The organism is Allosphingosinicella sp., from assembly GCF_046295735.1.
Lineage (GTDB): Bacteria > Pseudomonadota > Alphaproteobacteria > Sphingomonadales > Sphingomonadaceae > Allosphingosinicella.
Map to the genome: position 1 here is coordinate 83,025 of NZ_JBKBMQ010000013.1, position 16,946 is coordinate 99,970.

General features: G+C 68.9%; 9 protein-coding genes. 2 read left to right on the forward strand and 7 right to left on the reverse strand.

All coding sequences use genetic code 11. The features are described from left to right. The first annotated feature begins 31 nt into the window (after window positions 1-31). Both ACK4K7_RS12915 and ACK4K7_RS12920 read left to right on the forward strand, forming a co-directional pair. Window positions 32-2,578, forward strand: coding sequence for a glycoside hydrolase family 3 protein (locus tag ACK4K7_RS12915; protein WP_431866607.1), 2,547 nt, complete (start codon window positions 32-34; stop codon window positions 2,576-2,578). Between the two features lie 38 nt (window positions 2,579-2,616). Beyond that, window positions 2,617-4,503: a sialate O-acetylesterase gene (locus ACK4K7_RS12920; RefSeq protein WP_431866585.1), complete on the forward strand. Its 1,887-nt coding sequence runs from the start codon at window positions 2,617-2,619 to the stop codon at window positions 4,501-4,503. 67 nt (window positions 4,504-4,570) lie between these two features. Here ACK4K7_RS12920 and ACK4K7_RS12925 read toward each other — a convergent pair whose 3' ends face one another. The 7 genes from ACK4K7_RS12925 to ACK4K7_RS12955 all read right to left on the reverse strand — a co-directional run bounded on the left by ACK4K7_RS12925 (window position 4,571) and on the right by ACK4K7_RS12955 (window position 16,885). Further along, window positions 4,571-5,980 (reverse strand): sugar porter family MFS transporter, encoded by a 1,410-nt coding sequence (locus ACK4K7_RS12925; RefSeq protein WP_431866586.1) that lies wholly within the window; start codon window positions 5,978-5,980, stop codon window positions 4,571-4,573. Between the two features lie 96 nt (window positions 5,981-6,076). Further along, on the reverse strand, window positions 6,077-7,186 hold the full coding sequence (locus ACK4K7_RS12930) for a LacI family DNA-binding transcriptional regulator (protein WP_431866587.1): 1,110 nt from the start codon (window positions 7,184-7,186) through the stop codon (window positions 6,077-6,079). Between the two features lie 73 nt (window positions 7,187-7,259). Further along, window positions 7,260-10,703, reverse strand: a complete 3,444-nt coding sequence (locus ACK4K7_RS12935; RefSeq protein WP_431866589.1) for a family 43 glycosylhydrolase — start codon at window positions 10,701-10,703, stop codon at window positions 7,260-7,262. Between the two features lie 8 nt (window positions 10,704-10,711). Continuing rightward, window positions 10,712-12,256 carry a tryptophan halogenase family protein gene (locus ACK4K7_RS12940; protein ID WP_431866590.1) on the reverse strand — a complete coding sequence of 515 codons (1,545 nt, stop codon included), beginning with the start codon at window positions 12,254-12,256 and terminating at the stop codon, window positions 10,712-10,714. A 1-nt stretch (window position 12,257) separates the two neighbouring features. After that, window positions 12,258-13,814, reverse strand: coding sequence for a tryptophan halogenase family protein (locus ACK4K7_RS12945; RefSeq protein WP_431866591.1), 1,557 nt, complete (start codon window positions 13,812-13,814; stop codon window positions 12,258-12,260). After that, entirely contained in the window at window positions 13,811-15,319 is a 1,509-nt protein-coding gene (locus ACK4K7_RS12950; protein WP_431866592.1) for a tryptophan halogenase family protein, read from the reverse strand. Before ACK4K7_RS12950 ends, ACK4K7_RS12945 begins: the two co-directional genes overlap by 4 nt. Then, on the reverse strand, window positions 15,320-16,885 hold the full coding sequence (locus tag ACK4K7_RS12955; protein ID WP_431866593.1) for a tryptophan halogenase family protein: 1,566 nt from the start codon (window positions 16,883-16,885) through the stop codon (window positions 15,320-15,322). It abuts the gene before it with no gap. Between the last annotated feature and the right edge of the window lie 61 nt (window positions 16,886-16,946).

The following is a 16,946-nucleotide window of genomic DNA, read 5'->3' on the forward strand; positions in this document are numbered from 1 at the left end:
TTTCGGAAAAGCAGCAAGAGGTGAGGGGATGATGAGACGCCACGGCAGATGGGCGGGGATTGCTTTGCTGGCCACGACCGCATGCGCCAATGTGCAAGACCCGGGGGCGCTTCGGGCTGACCTTTCCCTACCCGCCGCTGCCGCGGACCAGGCGCGCTGGCCGGCGGTGCGGAGCCGGGTGGCTTTGGACCCGACGATGGAGGCGCGGATCGACGCTTTGCTCGCGCGGATGAGCGTCGAGGAGAAGGTGGCGCAGACCATCCAGCCCGACATTTCGAGCATCACGCCCGAGGAGTATCGGCGCTACCGCTTCGGCTCGATCCTCGCCGGGGGGAATTCCTCGCCGGGCGGCGACGAGACGGCGCCGGCCCAAGAGTGGCTGGCGCTCGCCGACGCCTTCTGGGATGCCTCCATGGAGGGACTGGAGGGCGGCGTGCGCATTCCGGTCATGTGGGGGATCGACGCGGTCCACGGCCATGCCAACATCGTTGGCGCCACCATTTTCCCGCAGAATATCGGTCTCGGCGCCGCCCGCAATCCGGAGCTGATCCGGCGGATCGGCGAGGTGACGGCGATCGAGATGGCGGTGACCGGCATCGACTGGAACTTCTCGCCGACCTTGGCCGTGCCGCGCGACGCGCGCTGGGGGCGGACCTATGAAGGCTATTCGGAAGACCCGGAGATCGTCGCCCTTTATGCCGGCCCGAAGATCGAAGGGCTGCAGGGCCGGCCGGGCACCGGCGAATTTCTCCGCGGCGGCCGCGTCATCGCCACCGCCAAGCATTTCGTCGGCGACGGCGGCACCGAAGGCGGCCGCGACCAGGGCGATTTCCAGGGATCGTTCGAGGAACTGCGCGACGTCCACGGCGCCGGCTATCCGCCGGCGATCGAGGCCGGGGTGCAGGCGATCATGGCCTCCTTCTCCAGCGTGAACGGCGATAAGGTGCATGGCAGCCATCAACTGCTGACCGCAGCCGTTCGCGAGCAAATGGGCTTCGACGGGCTGATGGTCGGGGACTGGAACGCGCACGGCCAGGTGCCGGGCTGCACCAACACCTCCTGCCCGGCGAGCTTCAATGCCGGGCTCGACATGTTCATGGCGCCCGATTCCTGGCGGGACCTCTACGACAACACCGTTGCCCAGGTCCGTTCGGGCGAGATTTCGCAGGCGCGTCTCGACGAGGCGGTGCGGCGCATCCTCCGCGTCAAGCTGCGCGCCGGCCTGTTCGAGGCGGGGCGGCCGTCCTCGCGGCCATATGCCGGCCGCTTTGACCTGCTCGGCGCGCCGGCCCACCGGGCGGTGGCGCGCCAGGCGGTCCGGGAATCGATGGTGCTGCTCAAGAACGAGGGCTCGGTCCTGCCACTGCGGCCGGGGATGAACGTGCTCGTCGCCGGCGACGGCGCGCACAACATTCCGAAGCAATCCGGCGGCTGGACGATCACCTGGCAGGGGACCGGGATCGGCAACGAGCATTTCCCGAACGGGCAGTCTATCTACGACGGCATCCGCGAAACGGTCGCCGCCGCTGGCGGTATGGCGACGCTCAGCGTCGACGGACGCATCGACGGGCGGCCGGACGTCGCTATCGTGGTGTTCGGCGAGGAGCCCTATGCGGAATTCGTCGGCGACCGCCCGAACCTCGAATTCAGCCCCGGCGACAAGAGCCATCTCGATCTGATGCGCCGGCTCCGCGCCGCGGGCATACCGGTCGTCGCCGTCTTCCTCTCGGGGCGGCCGATGTGGGTCAATCCGGAGATCAACGCCTCCGACGCCTTCGTGGCCGCTTTCCTGCCGGGGAGCGAGGGCGGCGGCGTCGCCGACGTCCTGTTCGCGGCGGCGGACGGATCGGTGCGCCACGACTTTCGCGGCCGGCTTTCTTTCTCCTGGCCACGGCGGGCGGACCAGGTGCCGCTGAACCGCGGCCAGCCCGGCTACGACCCGCTCTTCGCGTATGGCCACGGCCTGACCTACGGCCAGCCCGGCGACGTTCCCCGGCTCCCGGAGGACCGGCCGGTCGGCGCGCCGGCGGGGAGCGACGGCGTGCTGTTCGGACGCGGCAGCCTGCCGGATGGCTGGTCCTTCGCGCTCGCGGAGGAGGGCGGAGTGGCGAGCCCCGTCTCCGGCAATGCGGGGGCGACCGGCTCGGGCCGGCTGCGGGTCGCCGGCACCGACCGGCGAGCGCAGGAGGATGCGCGCAGCTTCACCTGGGACGGCAACGGTCCCGCTTCGGCGCAAATCCGCGCCGCCCGGCCGCTCGACATTTCGCGCGAGACCAATGGCGAGCTCAGCCTCGCCTTCGAATATCGTGTCGAAGCGCCCCCGACCGCGCCGGTCGCGCTCGGCATGCAGAGCGGGGATGTGACGGCCGCGCTGCCGGTGACCGGCGCGCTGGGCGCGCCCGCGGGCGAGTGGCGCAGCTTCGCCATGCCTCTGCGCTGCTTCGCCCGCGCGGGCGTCGATATGCAGCGGGTGACGGTGCCCTTCTCGCTCACCACCGCAGGCCGTCTCGCTCTCTCCATCTCCGACGTCCGGATCGTGAGCGCGCAGGTGCCGCAGGACCGGTGCGGCCAACCGTGACCGGGAGGGCGAAGCGGCGGGCCTTGGCAGGCGCCGCTTTGGCGCTTCTCATGCCCGCCGACGAGCTGGCCGCCGTGCCGACGCTCCACCCGCTCTTCTCGGACCATGCAGTGCTGCAGCGCGGCCGGCCGATCGCCGTGTGGGGCAGCGCCGATCCGGGGGAGCGGCTGACGGTCAGCCTGAGCGGCGCCGTGCGCGAGGTGCGGGCCGACCAAGCTGGGCGATGGCGGGCGGAACTCCCTGCGATGCCCGGAGGCGGGCCGCTTCGTTTGACGGTCGCCGGGCGGGACGGGCGCGGGGCGCAGGCCGCAGACATATTGATCGGCGACGTCTGGCTCTGCTCCGGCCAGTCGAACATGGAATGGCCGGTCCGCGGCGCCCTCAACGCCGACGCCGAACTCGCTTCGGCCTCCGACGAGGGGATGCGCATCCTGACGGTCCCCCAGCGCACAAGCCTCGCGCCCGAGGAGGCGTTCGGCGAAGCGGTCGCCTGGCAGACGGTGTCGCCCGAGACGGTGCGTGACTTTTCCGCCGCCTGCTACTTCATGGCGCGAGATCTGAGGCGGCGGGAGCAAGTGCCGGTCGGCGTGATCGACGCGAGCTGGGGCGGCACCCAGATCCGCAGCTGGATGAGCGAGGCCGCTGTCCGGGCGACCGACGCGGGCGACATGGCCGAATTGCTCGACCTCTATCGCCGCGACGCCGATACCGCCAACCGCCGCTTCGGAGGGATGTGGGCAGACTGGTGGCGCGGCCGCACCGGCGACGCTGAGGGGAGCGAGCCCTGGCACGCGAGCGATCGGCTGTCCTGGCGGCCGGTCCCGGCGATCCGACCCTGGGAGCAATGGGGCGATCCGGCCTTTGCCGAGTTTAACGGTTTCGTTTGGGCGCGCAAAAGGGTGGTGTTGACCGCGGAGCAGGCGGCCGGCGCGGCCATGCTGTCGCTCGGGGTGATCGACGATCTCGACCAGAGCTGGGTCAACGGCGTTCCGGTGGGCAACAGCTTCGGCTGGTCGCTCGATCGCGACTATCGCGTGCCGGCGGGAGTGCTGCGGGCGGGCGTGAACGAGATCCTCGTCAATATCGGCGACAGCTGGGGTTTGGGCGGCTTTCAAGGGCCGGCCGAACGGCTGCGCCTCACACTCGCCGACGGGAGCGTGGTCCCGCTCGGCGACGGCTGGGAATATGCGGTGGTCGATCCCGCCGTCGGCAACCCGCCGCGCGCGCCCTGGGACACGCATGCCGGCGTGTCGCCGATCTACAACGGCATGATCGCGCCGCTCGGCCGCTTCGGCCTCAGCGGCGTCGCCTGGTATCAGGGCGAATCTGATGTGGGCGTCACCGGCTATGCCGGACGTCTCGCCGCGATGATGGCGGGCTGGCGCGCCCAGTTCGGGCAGCGGGATCTTCCCTTCCTCGTCGTCGGCCTGGCCGGCTTCGGCGCGCCCGCGCGGGGACCGGGGCCGAGTGGCTGGGCGGAGCTTCGCGAACAGCAGCGCCGCGCGTCCGGCGCGGACCGTCACGCCATTCTCGTCCCGGCGGTCGATCTCGGCCACAGGCGCGACATCCATCCGCCCGACAAACAGGAGGTGGGCCGGAGGCTCGCTCTTGCCGCAAGTGGGCAGGCCGGTCCCGAGATCGCCGCGGCGCGCCGGAGCGGCGGAGAAATCATCCTCTCCTTCCGTGGCGTCGCCGGAGGGCTGCGGAGCTGGAGCGGGCAGCCGCTCGGCTTCGAACTGTGCGGCGAGACGCAGGACAGCTGCCGCTTCGTGGCCGCCGCTACGGTGGCGGGCAGCGAAGTGCGGCTGCAGGGCGACGGACGGTCGGCGACGCGCGTGCGCTACGCCTGGGCCGATTTCCCGCTGATCAACCTCTACGACGAGGACGACCTCACGCCCGCCCCGTTCGAGCTGCGGCTCGACTGACCCCGTTCATGACGAAGGGCGCGGCCGCACCGGCGACCGCGCCCTCCCGTTCGTTCGCCGCCGCGGCTCAGCCGGGCATTTCCTCCAGCTCGCGCCCGCGGGTCTCGTGGACCATGGCGCGGACGAAGAAGAAGGACACCAGCGCGCTCAGGGCATAGAAGCCGTAGGCGCCGGTGAGGCCGATCGTCGCGAGCATGATCGGGAAGGTCATGGTGATCCCGAAGTTCGAGAACCATTGCGCGAAGCCGCTCACCGCGAGGCCGGAGCCGCGGATCTGGTTCGGGAACATCTCGCCCAGCATCACCCACATCACCGGGCCCCAGCTGAAGTTGAAGAAGATGACGTAGATGTTGGCGCTGACCAGCGCGAGAGTTCCCGCGGCGTCGCTCATCACGAGCGTGCCGCCCGGCCCGATCGCCCCGGTCAGAAAGGCCGCCGCCATCAGCCCCAGCGTCACCGCCATACCTGCCGAGCCGATCAGCAGCAGCGGCCGGCGGCCGATTCTGTCGATGAGCGCGATCGCGGCGAGGCAGGCGAGGATCGACAGCGCGCCCGACACGACGTTGATCAGCAGCGCGTCGTTTTCCGTGAAGCCGACCGACTGCCACAGCACCGCGCCGTAGTAGAAGACGACGTTGATGCCGACGAGCTGCTGGAACACGGCGAGCCCAATGCCGGCCCAGACGATCGGCCGCACCCGGCCCGACCCGCGGTCGATGAGGTCCGACAGGCGGGGCTGGTGGTCCTTGGCGATCGACTCGCTGATCTCCACGACCTTGCGCCGCGCCACCTCGGTGCCGAACAACTGGGTCAGCACCCGCTCCGCCTTCTCCCGGCGCCGCTTCAGCACGAGATAGCGCGGGCTCTCCGGGATCAGCAGCAGCGCGACCAGGAACAGCGTCGCGGGGATGAGTTCGATCCAGAACATCCAGCGCCACGCTTCATAGCCGAGCCAGAATTCGCGCGTGGATCCGCCCGCGGTTCCGGCGAGCAGATAGTTGGACAGGAAGGCGGCGGTCAGGCCGGTGATGATCATCACCTGCTGGATGCTCGACATCCGCCCGCGCAAGGACGCCGGCGTCACTTCGCTGATATAGGCCGGCGCCAGCACGCTCGCCGCGCCGACCGCCATGCCGCCCAGGAAGCGGTAGAAGACGAATTCGGGCGAGGAGGTGGCGATGCCGCTCCCCCAGGCGCTGACGATGAAGAAGACGGCCGCGACCAGGAGCACGTTGCGGCGGCCCATGATGTCGGACAACCGCCCGGCGATGAACGCCCCGATCGCGCAGCCGAGCAGCATCGAGGCGACGTTGAACCCGGTGCCGATCGCGGTCGAGTCGAACGCCTGCTGCAAACCGTCGACCGTGCCGTTGATGACGCCGCTGTCGAAACCGAAGAGAAAGCCGCCGATCGTCGCTACGAACACGATCAAGGCGATGAAGCCCATATTCGCCCGTTCCGGGCTCGCCTCCGTCATTCCACCCCTCCTGAACGGCCCCGACTCATGGCGAGGCTCTTGTCGTTGTGGTAGCGGTAACGCCCCCCGCTCAGGCTGTCGAAAGGTTTTTTACCGTTATGGCGAGGTCGCGGACTGGCGCAAGCGGGATGAGGATGCGGCGGTCTTGCGGCTCCTGGCGGGCGGCGACGGCGGCGGAGCGCTCGATTCCCGCAGCACCAGCTCATGCTCCAGCACGCGTTCGGTATCGGCCGGGGCGCCGGGGGAGCGGGCGGAGCGGATGTTCGCGAGCAGCAGATCGAGCGCCGCCTCCGCCATGGCGGCGATCGGCTGGCGCACGGTGGTAAGTTCCGGCCAGACCGTGGTGGCGGGCGAGGTGTCGTCGAAGCCGACGATGCTGACGTCGCGCGGCACGTCGAGGCCCTTTCGGTGCGCGACATTGACGGCGGCGGCGGCCATGTCGTCGTTGCTGGCGAAGATCGCCGTCGGACAGGGCGTGCGGGCGAGCAGCCGTTCGGCCGCCACCAGGCCGGAGCGGTAGGTGAAATAGCCTTGCTCGGTTGGTGCCCCGGCCGGATCCAGGCCTGCCTCCTCCAGCGCCACGCAGAAGCCGCGCATGCGCTCGCCGGTGGCGACATGGTTGGGGTGGCCAAGGATGAAGCCGATGTTGCGGTGGCCGAGATCGAGGAGATGGCGCGTCATTTCCCGGGCCGCTTCGAAATCGTCGATGCGGACGTTGAGCCGCCCCGCCGGGGGCATGCCCATGGCAACGGTGACGACCGGCGTCTCGGCGGCCGCGAGTTCGGCATGGACCGGCAGCGATTCGGACAGGGGCGGCGGCAGGATCACGCCGTCGACGCCCGACTGCACGAAGCCGCGGGTCGCTTCCGCCTGACCGTCCGCCGTTTCGGATTCGCAGGCTTCGAGCACGAGGTGGCAGCCGGCCCGGCGCGCGCCGGCGAGCGCGCCCACCAGGAACTGGCTGAGATAGGCTGCGCTCGGATTGGCGTAGAGCAGGCCGATATGGGTGGCTTCGCCGGCGGCCAGGCTGCGGGCGGCCGTGTTGGGAGAATAATTGAGGCGATCGATCGCTTCGCGCACCGCCGCACGCGTGCTTTCGCGCACGTTGCGCTCGCCGTTCATCACCCGCGAGACCGTCATCGCCGACACGCCGGCCGCGCGCGCCACGTCCTGGATCGTGATGCTTCCGCGGCGTCGCCGGCTCACTGCTGGTCCTCCATCGCCCGCTGACTAGGCGCAAGGCTCCTTCTTTGCAACGCGCCCTCCGGCCCGCTCCGGGTCAGTCCCGCTCCGTCAGCCAGGCCGCGACCCACAGGAGCGGGGCGTTCCAGTTGATCGCCACCTCGTTCATGCTGAACGCGTCGATATGGTCGACCCAGCAGGTTTGCGGATGGCAGGTCCCGCGCATGGTGCGCGCGATATCGTCCGACATGTTGGTGTTGTTGGGCCCGCCGGACAGCGCGCCGGGCGGCGGTGGAGGATAGGCCGGGTCGAGGCTGTGCGCCCAGAAGCGGTGATGCGGATGCCGCATCGGCCGCGCGCCCCAGCCGCTGACATAGGACACGTCGAGCGGGTTGCGGCCGAGGATGTAATCCATGGAGTCCACCACCGCGTCGCGATAACGGGGCGCGCCGGTGAAATCGTGAACCAGCGCCAGGATCATGGCGCGGTTGAGGACGCTCGAATTGGATCCCCAGGGATAGCCTTCGGGCGCATAAGGAATGCGGTAGCCGACCCGTTCCCTCTCGGCGATCCAGGCATCCGCCGCGGCCGTCAGCCGCACGCGCACCGCCTGCAGGTCGCCGGCGGCGAGACGGTTGGGGACCAGAGCGAGCGAGATGGTGCCGAGCGTCGCGGTGCCCGGCCAGCCCGGCTCCGGCGCGACCGCAGCGGAGAAATGCGGGGAGGCGCGCAGAACGGCTTCGTAGCCCGCGTTTCCGGTCGTTACGAACAGCTCGGCCGCGGCCCAGTGGAACTCGTCGCTCAACTCCGGGTCCCCATAGCCGCCGCTGCCGTCGAAATTGCCGATGGCGAAGATCTCCGGGTTGCGCCGCGCGGCCGCGAAGGCGCGTTCGGCGGCGGCGAGGCAGCGGGCGGCGAAGGCGTCGTCGATGCCGCGCCAGACGCGTGCGCACTGCGCGGCGGTGGCGGCGAGGTTCAGCGTGGCCGCGGTGCTCGGCGGATAGAGGAAGCGCGGCTGCTGGTCCTCGTGCGGGGCGAGCGGCAGGCCGGTCCATTTTTCGTCGGCGATCTTGTGGTGGGCCATGCCCGACACGTCGATTTCGGTGAAGGGGAGGTTCGATCCGCCTTGGCGAATGCCGACGGGAAGGCGCATTCGCGTGCCTTCGGGCACCTGCATGGCAAGCATGAAGTCGAGCTGCCAGCGCGCCTCGTCGAGCAGATCGTTGACGCCGTTGCCGGCCTCGGGAATGGCCGCGCTCCCGTCCGGAAACAGTTCGGGGCGGTTGTGGTGCTGCCGACGCTCATAGGCGTTGAGCAGCGTCCACAGCGAGATGCCGCCATTCACCACATATTTGCCGTGGTCGCCGGCATCGTACCAGCCGCGGCTGACGTCGAGCACATGGCCGCAACTTGGCCAGATATTGCCGTTCTGGTCCTCGCCCGCAAAGCAGGTGACGCGCTCCACCGGATGGCCGGCGGGCCGTGCCCATCGCTCGCCGACGAAGCGGGCCTCGATCGGAATGCCGCTGCGATTGTGGTAGAAATAGGCGAGGGCATCGCGCGGCAGCCCGTCGTAGAGGTCCGGACGGACCGCGAACGGACGGCTCCGCGCCCCGTCCACCACCAGGCGGAAGCCGTCCCCCGTGCCGGTGAAGGCGCCGAAGTCGACGAGATGAACATGCTCGCCCGAATAGCCGTCGGGGCCGATCACCTCGGTGTGCCCCTCGGCAATGGTTGCGCCCCCGGCGTCGGTCAGCCGCCAGGGGAGCGGCACGGTCGATCGGTGCGGCACGACCGCGCGCTTGGCCGGTCCTGGCAGGAAGCCCACTTGGTTCAGCCGGATCCCGACCGCCGTTTCGCCGGCGGGGCTTGCGGATGAATAAGCGTGAAGGCCGAAGACAGCACCGACGAAACCGCCTGCGACGCGCGTGCTCAGAATGCGGCCGTCCAGTCCGGTGGCGAGTTCCCGCCACTCGCCGTCATCGGCGCCGTAGAGAAAGTCGTAATCGGCGCCGCGCGCGGCGATACGCAACCGCACCGGTACGCCGTCCGCAACCGGTGCCGCAGCGATCGGCACGCCGCCGACCGGATCGGACGGATCCGCGCGGCGGCGAAGCGTCACCACCCGGCGCCCGCCCTCCTGGCCAACGGCGATGAGGTACCAATAGTCGTCGCTCTGGAAGGCGGCGAGGCCGGCGAGATCGCCGTCTCGGGCCGGGTCGAAGCGCACGATCGTCTCGGCCGCGGCATTGAGATGCTGCTGGCGCCGCGCGAGGAAGGACGGATTGCCCATGTCGCCGAGGCGGACCGGTCTCGCGTCGAGCTCAAGCCTGCCGCCGCCCGTCCGATGCCAAACCTCGCCCGGATTGCGGACCATCATCCAATGGAAGGGGAGCCGTGGCGCGTCGAATTCCTCGCGCAGGCTGAACGGCCCGGTCGTCGGCACGGCCGCCTCTCCGCGCGGGAGGTTGGGCCGGGGGTGGACATAAGGGATCGTCTCGCCGGGCCCCGTGATCCGCGGCCAGCCATTCTCCCAGCGCACCGGCATCAGGAAGACTTCGCGGCCGGTGTTGTAGAGATCGCCCTCATAGGGCCGGACGGCCAAGAAGGTCGCCCACCATTCGCCTAGCGGCGTCCGGACCAAATCGGCATGTCCGGCGGAGGTGATCGGAAGCGGCCGGTCGCGCGGGAGGTCGCGCTGGGTGAGGATCGGATTGCCGGAATATGGTTCGTAGGGTCCGGTTACGTTGGCGCTGCGCAGCACGACCTGCGAATGGCCTTCCGCGGTGCCGCCTTCCGCCGCCGTCAGATAATAGAGGCCGCCCACCTTGTAGATGTGCGGGCCTTCGATCCAGATCGGCTTCTGGCTGATGTCGACGCCGCCGTTCACCAGCAGCGTGCGCGGGCCGATCGTGCGTTTGACGGCGACATCATATTCCTGGATCCAGATGGCCCGATGGCCTTCGTAGAGCGGCTCGCCCGGCGGCGGGCCGTTGTTCAGTATCCAGGCGCGGCCATCCTCGTCGAAGAAGAGCGAGGGATCGATGCCGCCTTCGAGATCCGGCAGCCAGACGGGATCGGACCAGGGGCCGGCCGGATCGGTGGCCATGATCAGGAAATTGCCGCCGCAATCGACGCATGTGTTGGCGATGTAGAATATGCCGTCATGCGCCTCGATCGCCGGGGCGAACACGCCGCGCGAAAGGCCGAGGCCGGTGAAATCGAGCTGGTCCGGACGGTCGATCGCATTGCCGATCTGCGTCCAGTTGACGAGATCGCGGCTGCGGAACACCGGCAGGCCCGGAAAATAGCCGAAGGTGGAGGTGACGAGATAATAATCCTCGCCGACCCGGGTGATGCTCGGGTCCGGGTAGAAGCCGGCGAGGACGGGGTTGCGATAGTCTCCCGGCCGGAGTTCGGCGCCTTCGGGCAGCGGGTCGGCGCCCTCGTAGTGGAACCAGTCGAACGTGGCCACGGGCGGAACGGCCCCGGCGGCGGTTCCGAGCAGCAGCGCGGCCATCGCGAGGGCCGCCTTCGCCATGTCCCTCCTCATGCCCGGCGCGCCACGGGCAGGTAAGCGGCGGCAAGCTCCTCGGACGCGCAATGCCGGGCGAGGTACTCCTTGTGGCTGGGCATGTAATCGGCCGATTTCATCACCGCGCCGCGGATATGGTCGAGCCGCGCTTTGGTCTCCTCCAGGCTCAATATGTCGGCGACGGGATCGTAGCCGCGCGGGCGCATCCCCTGGCCGTGCATGACCGCGAACCAGCTCGTATCGTTGAACAGCTCCTCATTCTCGCGAAAGTTGCGGCCGTAGCTTTCGAAAATGCGGATCTTCTCCTGGAGCCCCTCGGGAATCTCCATATTCCGGCAATAATCCCAAAAGGGGGAATCGTCCCGCTCCGTCGCCTTGTAGTGGAGGATGAGGAAGTCGCGGATCTGCTCATATTCGCCGAGCAGCACGCGGTTGTAGCGCTCGATGTCCGGCGGCGCGAAGCTGCGGTCCGGGAACATCGCCATCAGCCGCGAGATGCCGCTCTGGATCAGCCAGATGCTGGTCGATTCGAGCGGCTCCATGAAGCCGGAGGCAAGGCCGATCGCGACGCAATTCTTGACCCAGAACTTCCTGCGGTGGCCGGTCTGGAAGGGAACGATGCGCGGCTCGGCGAGCGGCCGGCCATCGAGGTTCGACATCAGAGTGTCGATCGCTTCTTCGTCGCTGATATAGTGGCTGGAAAAGACATGGCCGTTACCGATGCGGTGCTGCAGCGGAATCCGCCACTGCCAGCCGGCCTTGCGGGCCGTGGAGCGGGTATAGGGCGCGATGTCCTGGACGCTTTCGCATGGCACCGCGACCGCCCGGTTGCAGGGCAGCCAGTGCGACCATTCGACATAGCCGGTCTTCAGCGTCTGTTCGATGAGAAGGCCGCGGAAGCCCGAGCAGTCGATGAACAGGTCCGCTTCGATGCGCCGGCCGTCCTGCAGGGTCACGGCCTCGATGAAGCCGTCCTCGCCGCGCACCGACACGTCGACGACCTTGCCTTCCTGGCGGACGACGCCGCGCTGCTCGGAGAAGCGGCGCAGATAGCGGGCGTAAAGGCCGGCGTCGAAATGATAGGCATAGGCGATGTTGGACAAAGGCGAATTGCCGGCATCGATCTGCCGCATGAACTTGTCGCGCTTGCTGGCGGTCGCCTGCAGCGACCAGTCGTCGATCGAGGACGCGAGGCCCGCCTGGTGCAGACGCAGCCAGAAAGCGTGAAAGGACACGCCCTCCATATTGAGGCCGTAGCCGCCGAACGGATGGAAATAGACGTGGCCCTGCCGCCCCCAGTTCACGAACTGGATGCCGAGCTTGAAGCTGCCCTTGGTCTCGCGGACGAACTCGTCCTCGTCGATGCCCAGCATACGGTTGAAGGTCGCCATCTGCGGAATGGTCGCCTCGCCGACGCCGATGATGCCGATCTCGTCGGATTCGACGAGCGTGATCGAGGCGTAGGAGGGGCCGAGTAGCCGGGCGAGCGTCGCCGCCGTCATCCACCCCGCGGACCCGCCGCCGATGATGGCGATGCTGCGAATGCGATTGTCGGTCACGTCATGCTCCTGAAGCTCGCGCCGCGACGGGCGCTGAGGGGTTTGGCGCGCCCGGCGCGGCGCAGTTGCGGGCGATATGGTCGGCGTGCCGCGGCATCGACTCGGCGGCCTGGCGAATGTGGGCGGCCATCCGGCTCATAATGTGCCGGACCTGCGCGGGATCGACCGTCTCGACGAGCGGGTCAGCCGCCCGCGGTTCGACCCCTTGGCCAAGCAGCACCGCGAGCCAACTCGCTTCGGCGAACAGCTCGTCCTCATGGCGGAACAGCCGTCCCTGGGCGCGGAACAGCTCAATCTTGCGCGAAAGGCTGTCCGGTATGTCCATCGCGCCGCAGTGGCGCCAGAAGGGCGAATCCTCTCGCTCGGTCGCCTTGTAATGGAGAATGAGGAAGTCCCTGATCTGCTCCAGCTGGATCATTGTGAGGCGGTTATATTCGGCCGCCAGAACCGGATCGAAGCCGCGGTCCGGGAACAAAGCGAGGAGCTTGGAGATGCCCGCCTGCACGAGATGGATGCTGGTCGATTCGAGCGGCTCCATGAAACCGGAGGCGAGGCCGAGCGCGACGCAGTTGCGGTTCCACACCTTGCGGCGGCGGCCGGTGGTGAAGCGGATCACCCGCGGCTCGGCGAGGGCCGCGCCTTCGACGTTGGCGAGCACGTCCGACGCGGCTTCCTCGTCGCCGATGAAGGCGCTCGAGTAGACGTAGCCGTTTCCGGTCCGGTGCTGGAGCGGAATGCGCCAATGCCACCCGGCGGCGCGCGCGGTCGCACGGGTATAGGGGAGGGGGGCGCCCGCCGAAGCTGAAGGAAGGGCGACGGCGCGGTCACAGGGGAGCCAGCGCGTCCATTCCTCATAGCCGGTGTGGAGCGCCTCCTCGATCAGCAGGCCCCGGAAGCCGGAGCAGTCGATGAACAGGTCGCCCGCGACGCGCCGCCCGTCCTTCAGCACCACCGCTTCGATGAACCCGTCCTCGCCGCGCAACGCGATGTTGACCACCTTGCCTTCGCTCCGGCGTACGCCCCGCGCCTCCGCATAAGCGCGCAGATACAGGGCGTAGAGATGGGCGTCGAAATGATACGCGTGGTTGAGAGTGGACAAAACGGAGCGCGGGTCGGAGGCCGGCGGCTGGAAGCGGCCGAGGCGGGCCGCCACGGCGCACAGATTGTAATCCTCGATCCCGCCGATCCCCGGCTCGCCTCGGTAGCGCAGCCAGAACTGGTGGAACTTGATGGCTTCCAGGTCCGCCCCGAAGCTTCCGAAGGCGTGCATGTAGCGGTGCCCGATCCGCGTCCAGTTCACGAACTCGATGCCGAGCTTGAAGCTGCCCTGGGTGCGCGCGACAAAATCGTTCTCGTCGATGCCCAGCATGGCGTTGAAGGTGCGGATCGGCGGGATCGTGGCCTCGCCGACGCCGATCGTCCCAATCTCGTCGGATTCGACCAGTTCGATCTCCGTGACCCTGTTGCGGCGCAGGCGCGCCAAAGCGGCCGCGGCCATCCAGCCGGCGGTGCCGCCTCCGACGATCACGACCTTGCGGATCGGCCCAGGACCGCTCATCCTGTTACCTTCCCGGCCCCGACGTGACGCCGCAGATAATCCGCGTGCGAGGGCAAGGTGGCGACGGCGCCGAGGATTAGCTCGCGAAGGCGGGCGACGTGCCGCTCGACCTGCACGGCGGGGATCGCATCGGCGAGCGGGTCGTAGCGGCGCGGCCGCACGCCGTGTTCGTCGAGCGTGGCGATCCAGTCGGGCCGGTCGAACGTCTCCCCGTCATACATCGGCACGCGGCCGCGGCTTTGGTAGAGCACGATCTTGCGGGCGAGCGGCTCGGGTACATCCATCGCGCGGCATTGGTCCCACAATGGTTCGCCGACGCGGCCGTTGGTCTTGTAGCGCAGGATGACAAAGTCGCGCGCGCGCTCCATCTCCTCGATCGTCTGGCGGTTATATTCGGCGGCCTCGAGCGGGGCGTCGCCGTCCCGAGGGAACAACGAGACCAGCCGCGCAAGCGCCGAGTGGACGAGGTGGAGGCCGATGCCGCCGAGCGGCTCCAGCACGGCCGCGGCGGCTCCGAGCGCGATGCAGTTGCGGGTCCAAGGCGCCGCGCGGCGGCCAGGTTCGATCGCGGTCTCGCGCTCGGCGACGATGCGTCCCGCGCCGCGCCTCAGCTCCGCCGCCATGGGCGCGTCCATCTCTCCCGACCAGGCAAGCAGATGGCCCGTCCTTTCCCTGAGCGGAACCGTGCGCCGCCAGCCGCCGGACAGCGCCTCGACGTGGGCATAAGGCGCGGGCGGGGTCGTGGCTTGCGCGATCAGCTCGAGCGTGCGGGTGCAGGGCAGCCAGCGGCGCCAGCTTTCGAAGCCGGTGCCGAGCGCGCCGCCGATCAGCAGGCCGGCAGGCCCGGAGCAATCCAGGAACAGGTCGCCGGCCACGCGCTCACCGCTGTCGAGCCGGACCGCGGCGATGCGTCCGTCGGCCGCGAGTTCGGCGCCCGCGAAGCGCGCGCCCGTCAGCTCCGCGCCGTCACCGAGGGCGCGGGCGATCAGGAAGCGCGCATAGGCCGCCCGCGGCAAGTGGAGCCCGTAAGCAAGCGTCGACAGGGGCGAGCGCGGGTCGCCGGCGGGGCGGGCGAAGCGGCCCGCCTGCGCCGTGATCGCTGCGAGCGAATGATCGGCGAGGCGTACCGGCCGGCCAGCGGCGCGCAGCCGCGCGGCGAGATGATGAAAGGCGACCGAGCCGAGCGGCGCCCCGGTGTCGCCGAACGGCAGGAAATAGGTGCGGCCCGGAGTCGACCACCCGGTGAAGGCGGTGCCGAGACTGAATGCGCCGCCGGCCTCGGCAAGCAGCGCATCCTCGTCGATGCCGATCCGATCGTGAAAAGCGGAGAGCGCGGGAAGCGACGCCGCAGCGCAATCGAAAGGGTCCGCGTCGTCCGCTGTTGAAACGATCCGGATAGAGTAGCGCCCGCGCGGCAGGGTGCGGGCCAGCGCGGCGCCGGCCATGGCGCCGGCCGCACCCGCGCCGACGATCACGATTTCCCGCGTGTGGGGATGCTCCTGCATTCAGCCCGCCGCCCGCGCCGGCTGGGGCGCCAGAATCTTCAGGAAAGCGTCGTGCGCCGGCATTCGCTCGGCCGCGGCGCGGCACGCCTCGCGCATCCGGCGCATCCGTTCGCGCAAATCCTCCTCCGGAAGCGCCTCAGCCAGCGGGTGGTGCCGGCGCGGCATTACGCGTTGGCCGAGATAGACGGCAATCCAGCTCGGCTCCAGGAACATGCCGTCGCGGTAGGTGGCGACATGGCCGCGCTCGCGGAACAGTTTCATTTTCCAGGCGAGCGAGTCGGGCACCTTCATCGTCCGGCAATGGGTCCAGAACGGCGTGTCGTCGCGTTCGGTGGCGTGATAATGAAGGATCAGGAAATCGCGGATCCGCTCATATTCGACGTCCATCAGCCGGTTGAATTCGTCGGCGTCGAGCGGCTCCCACCCCTGGACCGGAAGCAGATCGATCAGCCGCCCGATGGCAAGCTGGATGAGGTGGATGCTGGTCGATTCCAGCGGCTCCAGGAACCCCGCCGAGAGTCCGACCGCGACGCAGTTGCCGATCCATTGCCGGCGCCTCTTGCCCGTGGTGAAGCGCAGCCGGTTGGGGGCGGCCATCGGCGGACTTTCGAGCTGCTCGACGAGCGCACGCTCCGCCTCCTCGTCGCTCAGGAAGGCGCTCGAATAGACATGTCCGTTGCCGACGCGGTGCTGGAGCGGGATGCGCCAGATCCAACCGGCCTCGCGGGCCGTGGCGCGGGTGTAGGGCGTCAGCGGCCCGTCGCTGGGGCAGGGGAGGGCGATCGCGCGGTCGCAGGGCAGCCATTGCGTCCATTCCTCATAGCCGGCGTGCAGCGCCTGTTCGATGAGGAGGCCGCGAAAGCCGGAGCAATCGACGAACAGGTCCGCCTCCAGCCGAAGCCCGCGGTCGAGGGTGACGGATCGCACGAAGCCGTCCTCGCCGCCGAGCTCGACATCGACGACCTTGCCTTCAATTCGTTCGACGCCAAGGCGTTCGGCGTAGCCGCGCAGATAGCCCGCATAGAGGCCGGCATCGAACTGATAGGCGTAGGAGAAGGTCGAGAAGAGCGACTGCGGGTCGTCGGCGGGATGGTCGAACCGGTCGCGCCGCGCCGCTTGGATGGGCAGCGAATAATCCTCGATGTCGTGATCGAGGCCGGCCGCGCGCATTCTCAGCCAATGATGATGGAAGGGGAGGCCGCCGATTTCCGTCCCGTAGGCGCCGAACGGGTGGATGTAGGAATCGCCGCGCCGCGCCCAGTTGCGGAATTCGATGCCCAGCTTGAAGGTCGCCTGCGTGCGGGCCATGAAATCGGCCTCGTCGATGCCGAGCGTAGCGTTGAAGAAGCGGATGTGGGGGACGGTCGCCTCGCCGACGCCGACCGTTCCGATCTCCGCCGATTCGACCAGCCTGATGCCGATCCCGGTGCCAGCGAGCTTGCGCGCCAAGGCGGCCGCGGTCATCCAGCCGGCGGTGCCTCCCCCAACGATGAGGATGGTCCTGAGGCGGCCTTCCAACACAGTTCCTCCCTCCGGTGCGATGCCGCGCTTGTTGTACGCTAACATCGTCGAGCGTTCTGCGCGCCGTAGCCGGCACCGCCGCGGAAAAGCCCCTTATTTTGCTCTG

Excerpts from the sequence above, each read along its gene's own strand:
- ACK4K7_RS12915 (WP_431866607.1), top strand. The coding sequence starts at position 32 with ATGAGACGCCACGGCAGATGGGCGGGGATTGCTTTGCTGGCCACGACC.
- ACK4K7_RS12925 (WP_431866586.1), bottom strand. The coding sequence starts at position 5,980 with ATGACGGAGGCGAGCCCGGAACGGGCGAATATGGGCTTCATCGCCTTG.
- ACK4K7_RS12935 (WP_431866589.1), bottom strand. The coding sequence starts at position 10,703 with ATGGCGAAGGCGGCCCTCGCGATGGCCGCGCTGCTGCTCGGAACCGCC.
- ACK4K7_RS12945 (WP_431866591.1), bottom strand. The coding sequence starts at position 13,814 with ATGAGCGGTCCTGGGCCGATCCGCAAGGTCGTGATCGTCGGAGGCGGC.
- ACK4K7_RS12950 (WP_431866592.1), bottom strand. The coding sequence starts at position 15,319 with ATGCAGGAGCATCCCCACACGCGGGAAATCGTGATCGTCGGCGCGGGT.
- ACK4K7_RS12955 (WP_431866593.1), bottom strand. The coding sequence starts at position 16,885 with ATGTTAGCGTACAACAAGCGCGGCATCGCACCGGAGGGAGGAACTGTG.